Below are 5,799 nucleotides of genomic sequence, written 5' to 3' on the forward strand. Positions count from 1 at the left end.
GTTCACGCGGCCCCGACGCTGATGGCGCCGATGTCCCCGCCCGGCGGCACCGTACCCCCGCCGCCCGCGCCGTCCCCGTACGGACAGCCGCCCCAGCCGCCGCAGTTCGGCCAGATGCCGGGCCAAGCACCGGGCCAGGCCCCCGGCCAGGTCACCGGTCAGATCCCGGGCCAGTTCCCGCCGCCCGGCGCGCCCCAGGGCCTTCCCCAGGGTGTCCCGCAAGGCGTCCCCCAGGGTGGCGCCGGGCTGACCGCGGCCCTCCAGCCGTACAAGGAACTGCCCACCGGCCAGCGGTGGACCCCGCAGAACGGCCAGCTCATGCGGGTCGACCTCGCCATGGGCGGTACGCCGGTCCTCGCCCGCCAGGGCAGCATGGTCATGTACCAGGGCAAGGTCGAGTTCGGCCACAAGGGCGCGGGCTTCGCGGGCCGCATCGTCGGCAACGCGACCGGCCAGGAGATGCAGCTGATGCGCTGCTCCGGCCGGGGCCAGGTGTTCCTCGCCGAGGACGCAGCGCACCTCCACCCCATCGAACTCCAGGGCGACGGCATCTGCGTCTCCGCGGAGAACGTGCTCGCCTTCGACGAGGGCCTCCAGTACGAGGTCCGCCGCATCGAGGGCCACGGCATCCCCGGCGGCGCGCTGTTCACCATGCAGTTCCAGGGCACGGGCACCGTCGTCGTCAAGACGCACGGCACCCCGGTGGTCCTGCCCGTCACGCCGACGACCTTCGCCGACTGCAACGCCGTCGTCGCCTGGTCGTCCGCCTCGCAGGTGATCATCTCCAGCCAGGTCAGGCTGCGCCGCAACGCGTACCCGGGCCACAGCGGCGAGACCGTGAACCTCCAGTTCCGGGGCGCCCCCGGCAACTTTGTCGTCGTCCAGCCGTACGAGGTCTGAGGGAGCCCGGACTATGAACCAGCAGCTCGCGGGCTACGCCCCGACCCCCGTCGCGGCCCGGATGGAGAACCACGGCCGCGCCATGCTCAAGGTCGCCATGGCCTCCGGCCAGGACCTCTTCGCCCGTACCGGCTCGATGGTCGCGTACGAGGGCTTCATCCAGTACGAGCCCAACCCGCCGGCCCTCCGCCAGGTCGCCTCCCAGTGGGTCACCGGCGAGGCCGCGCCGCTCATGAAGTGCGCCGGTGACGGCCTGCTCTACCTCGCCGACTACGGCGCGGACGTCGTCGTGATCAACCTCGACAACGACGCGCTCTCCGTCAACGGCAGCAACCTGCTCGCCTTCGACGCCCACCTCCAGTGGGGCGTCGAGAAGGTCAAGGGCATGGCCAAGTTCGCCGGCCAGGGCCTGTGGAACGTACAGATCTCCGGGACCGGCTGGGTCGCCCTGACCTCGCGCGGCACCCCGATCGTGGTCGACTGCGGCCGGGGCGAGGACGAGACGTACGTCGACCCGGACGCGCTCGTCGCCTGGTCACCGGCGCTCAAGGTGAAGGGCAAGCGCAGCTTCAAGGCCGGCGCGCTGGTCGGCAGGGGCAGCGGAGAGGCCTACCAGATGGCCTTCTCGGGCCAGGGAATCGTGGTCGTACAGCCGAGCGAGGACAGCACCGACCGCCTGCGGATCCGGGGCTGAGGGGGAGCAGGGAACCATGCAGAGTCCGCTTTTCGCATATACGGAACAGCAGTCCCAGGACCGCTACACCGTGCAGAACCCGCAGCTGCTGCGGGTCGCCCTGACCGGCCAGGACGACGTCCTCGCCCGCAAGGGCGCCATGGTGGCGTACCAGGGGCTGATGGACTTCGACGGTGAGTACCAGTCGGGCGGCCAGCGCCGCGCCAGGGCGCGCACGGGCGAGGGCCTCGACCTCATGCGCTGCTCCGGGCAGGGCACGGTCTATCTCGCCAACCTCGCGCAGTACATCCACGTCGTGGACGTCGATCACGAGGGCATGACCGTCGACAGCTCCTACGTCCTGGCGCTCGACTCGGCGCTGCACACCGAGGTCATCGCGGTGGACAGCCAGTACGGCATCTCCGGCTCCGGCAAGTACCAGCTGAACATCTCGGGGCGGGGCAAGGTCGCGCTGATGACCTCGGGCCAGCCGCTGATGTTGCAGGTCACGCCGGACAAGTACATCAACGCGGACGCTGACGCGGTGGTCGCCTGGTCGACGTCCCTGCGGGTCCAGATGCAGGCGCAGACCCATTCCTCGGGCGTCACGCGGCGGCGCGGCAACACCGGTGAGGGCTGGGAGCTGAGCTTCCTGGGACAGGGGTTCGCGCTGGTCCAGCCGAGCGAGGTCATGCCGCCGCAGAACGCGGGGATCGGCCAGGGCCTCGGCGCGCAGTTCGGCGTCGGCGCCCAGGGCGCCCACGCCCAGAACCAGGGCAACGCCTGGAGCCGCTGATTCGTGGACCGGTGTGACAAGGCGGAAGGGGCGTCCTCCTCAGGAGGACGCCCCTTCCGTCATGCCTGTGCCCTCAGCGCCGCCCTGGTCCGCTCGATCAGCCTCAGCACCGAGCCGTCCGCCACCTGTTCGGCTTCCTCGAAGCCGAACCAGCGCAGGTCCAGCGACTCGTCACTGATCCGCTCCAGCGCCCCGGCCGGCGCCAGCGCCGCGTACTGGACGTCGAGATGCCAGTTGCACGGCGCCGGAATCGGGTGCCGGTCCAGCTGTACGGGTCCCCCGGGCAGCAGCGTCAGATCCGGGATCCCGGACTCCTCCGTGGCCTCCCGGAGCGCCGCTTCCGCCAGCGTCCGGTCCGCGGGCTCGCAATGGCCGCCCATCTGGAGCCACATGTTGAGCTTCCGGTGCAGGGTGAGCAGCACCTTGCCCCGCGCCGGGTCGATCACCAGCGCGCTGGCCGTCACATGCCCGGCCTCGCAGGCCTTCCACATCCCGTCCGGATGGGCCGCCAGATGATCCAGATAGAGCCCGCGCAACTCCTCCTGGGAGTCGCATCCCTTGGGTTCCTTCGGTTCCTTCAGTTGCTTCAGTACGAGAACAGCGTCGTCGTGCAGGCTCACTTGTCGGGGTTGTCCTCGTCGTTCTCGGCGGAGTTCTCGGTGGAGTTCTCGGTGGAGCCACCGGCGGACTCGTCGGGCTCAGCGTCGTGCTTCTTCAGATCCGGCTTGCCCCCCGCCGCCTCACCGAGCATCTTGTCCAGCTCGGAGAAGTCCAGCTGCTCGTGGTGGACAAAACCATCCGGATCGTCCAGGTCCGACGCCGTCGGCAGGTTGTCCGGGTGCTCCCACAGCGCGTCCCGGCCGTCCGCCCCCCGCGCGTCCGTGAGCGAGGCCCACAGCCGAGCGGCGTCCCGCAGCCTGCGCGGGCGCAGCTGGAGCCCGATGAGCGTGGCGAAGGTCTGCTCGGCGGGACCGCCCGAGGCACGCCGCCTGCGCAGCGTCTCGCGCAGCGCGTCGGACGCCGAGAGCCGGTCCTTCGCGGCCTCGTGCACCACCGCGTCGACCCAGCCCTCCACCAGCGCCAGAGCCGTCTCCAGACGGGCCAGCGCCGCCTTCTGCTCGGGCGTGTCCTCCGGCTGGAACATGCCGGACTGGAGCGCCTCCTGGAGCTCCTCCGGATTGGCCGGGTCGAACTGGCCGACCACGTCCTCCAGCTTGCTCGTGTCGACCTTGATCCCGCGTGCGTACGCCTCGACCGCGCCGAACAGGTGCGACCGCAGCCACGGCACATGGGTGAAGAGCCGCTGGTGGGCGGCCTCGCGCAGGGCCAGATACAGCCGGACCTCGTCCTTGGGGACGCCCAGGTCCTTGGTGAACGCCTCGATGTTCAGCGGCAGCAGCGCCGCCTTGCCCGCCGGGGCCAGCGGCAGCCCGATGTCCGTCGAGCCGACGACCTCGCCCGCGAGCACGCCCACGGCCTGCCCGATCTGCTGGCCGAACATGGCGCCTCCCATGGAGCGCATCATGCCGATCAGCGGACCCGCCACGTCACGCATCTCCTCGGGCAGCACGTCGCCCATGGCGGCGCCCACGCGCTCCGCGACCGGGTCCACGAGCTGCTGCCACGCGGGCAGCGTCGCCTCGACCCACTCGGCGCGGCTCCACGCCACGGCCGTGTGGGCCCCGGAGGGCAGGGACGTCACGCCGTCCAGCCACAGGTCGGCCAGCCGCACGGCCTCGGTGACCGACGAGCGGTCGGTGGGGCCGACGCTCGCGTCCTTCGTACCGTCCGAGGTGCCCTGCGCGACCGTCTGGCGCGCGATCTGCTTGGCCATGTCCCAGTTCACGGGACCGCCCTCGTAGCTGAGCATCTGGCCGAGCTGCTGGAAGGCCGCCCCCAGGTCGTTCGGGTTCAGAGAACCGAACATCGCGGCGAACGGATTGTCTCCGCCGCCCGCGCCGCCCGGCAGGCCGAACCCGAAATTCCCGAAGGGGTTGCCGGGACCACCGGCACCCTGACCACCTCCGGCGGGGTCCTTCTTCTTGCCGTCGCCGTCCTCCGGCTCCTCCGGCGGAAGGCCGAATCCGAATGGAGAGTCACTCACGGGGTTCCTCGGCTCGTAGGGCCGGCGGCTTCTCGCCGACGGCGGCTGCCCGACTACACACCCAGCCTAAGACCGACCGGCACCTGGGGCGTCGGTCCCGGCGGCACGGCGTCGGCGGGCTGATCTGCGCACCGCCACCGCCCCGAACAGCATCGACACCCGGGCGGCTTCCGGGCTCGGTGCGGAGTCGGCGGACGGTCTGCGGCAGGATGGACATCACCTGGTACGGACGCGAGCGTTCACATCCGTACTGAAGACAACCGCTGGAGACGCCCGGTGAGTTCCCCAGATCCGCAGGTTCGCGCAGCGCGAAACCGATCGACTCCGACCCCGTCCCGAGGCCCGGTCGTCGCGGTCACCGGCGCCGCCACCGGCGTCGGAGACCTGCTCACCCGCCGTCTGGCGGCCTCGGAGGAGATCAAACAGGTCGTCGCGCTCGACGAGCGGCGGGGGGACGTGCCGGAGGCCCAGTGGCACATCCTCGACATCCGTGACCCGGCCATCGCCGAGAAACTGCGCGGGGTGGACGTCGTCGTGCACCTCGCGCTCGACCTGGACCTGGAGACCGACGCCGCCGCCCGTACGGCGTACAACGTGCGCGGCACCCAGACCGTCCTGACGGCCGCCGCTGCAGCCGGGGTGCACCGGGTCGTGCTCTGCACCTCGGCCATGGTCTACGGGGCGCTGCCCGACAACGGCGTCCCGCTCTCCGAGGACGCCGAGCTGCGCGCCACGGCCGAGGCCACGGGGGTCGGCGACCTCCTGGAGATCGAGCGGCTGGGCCGCAGGGCGCCCCGCGCGCACCCCGGGCTCCATGTGACGGTCGTCCGGCCCGCCGTCCTCGTCGGCGGTACGGACACGGCCCTCACCCGCTACTTCGAGTCGCCCCGGCTGCTCGTCGTCGCGGGCTCCCGCCCCACCTGGCAGTTCTGCCACGTCGAGGACCTGGTCAGCGCGCTGGAGTACGCCGCGCTGGAAAAGGTCGACGGCGAGCTGGCGGTGGGCTGCGACGGCTGGCTGGAGCAGGAGGAGGTCGAGGAGCTCAGCGGGATCCGCCGGATGGAGCTGCCGTCGGCGGTCGCCCTGGGCGCCGCGGCCCGGCTGCACCGCATCGGCCTCACGCCCTCGCCCGCCGGGGACCTCGCGTACACGATGCACCCCTGGGTGGTCAGCGTCAGCCGGCTGCACGACGCGGGCTGGCGGGCCACCTGGACGAACGAGGAGGTCCTGGCCGCCCTGCTGGCGGAGGTCGAGGGCCGTCACACGGTCGCGGGCCGCCGGCTCGGCCGCAAGGACGCCACCGCGGCCGGCGCGGCGGGGGCCACG

General features: G+C 71.7%; 6 protein-coding genes. 4 read left to right on the top strand and 2 right to left on the bottom strand.

The genetic code is table 11. The features are described from left to right. The 3 genes from GT042_RS12775 to GT042_RS12785 form a co-directional block, all read left to right on the top strand. A partial coding sequence (locus GT042_RS12775; protein ID WP_161308822.1) for an AIM24 family protein occupies positions 1-900 on the top strand: 900 nt, incomplete at its 5' end. 13 nt (positions 901-913) lie between these two features. Then, entirely contained in the window at positions 914-1,594 is a 681-nt protein-coding gene (locus GT042_RS12780; RefSeq protein ID WP_161308823.1) for an AIM24 family protein, read from the top strand. Positions 1,595-1,610: 16 nt separating this feature from the next. Continuing rightward, a complete protein-coding gene (locus tag GT042_RS12785) occupies positions 1,611-2,369 on the top strand; it encodes an AIM24 family protein (RefSeq protein WP_161308824.1) in 759 nt (252 codons plus the stop codon). A 59-nt stretch (positions 2,370-2,428) separates the two neighbouring features. Here GT042_RS12785 and GT042_RS12790 read toward each other — a convergent pair whose 3' ends face one another. Both GT042_RS12790 and GT042_RS12795 read right to left on the bottom strand, forming a co-directional pair. Next, positions 2,429-2,989, bottom strand: a complete 561-nt coding sequence (locus GT042_RS12790; RefSeq protein WP_161308825.1) for an NUDIX hydrolase — start codon at positions 2,987-2,989, stop codon at positions 2,429-2,431. After that, positions 2,986-4,473, bottom strand: a complete 1,488-nt coding sequence (locus GT042_RS12795) for a zinc-dependent metalloprotease (RefSeq protein ID WP_161308826.1) — start codon at positions 4,471-4,473, stop codon at positions 2,986-2,988. The genes GT042_RS12790 and GT042_RS12795 overlap by 4 nt, the downstream gene beginning before the upstream one ends. A 276-nt stretch (positions 4,474-4,749) precedes the next feature. Here GT042_RS12795 and GT042_RS12800 point away from each other — a divergent pair. Next, on the top strand, positions 4,750-5,799 hold a 1,050-nt coding region (locus tag GT042_RS12800), incomplete at its 3' end, for an SDR family oxidoreductase (RefSeq protein ID WP_161308827.1).

This window comes from Streptomyces sp. SID3212 (genome assembly GCF_009865405.1).
Lineage (GTDB): Bacteria > Actinomycetota > Actinomycetes > Streptomycetales > Streptomycetaceae > Streptomyces.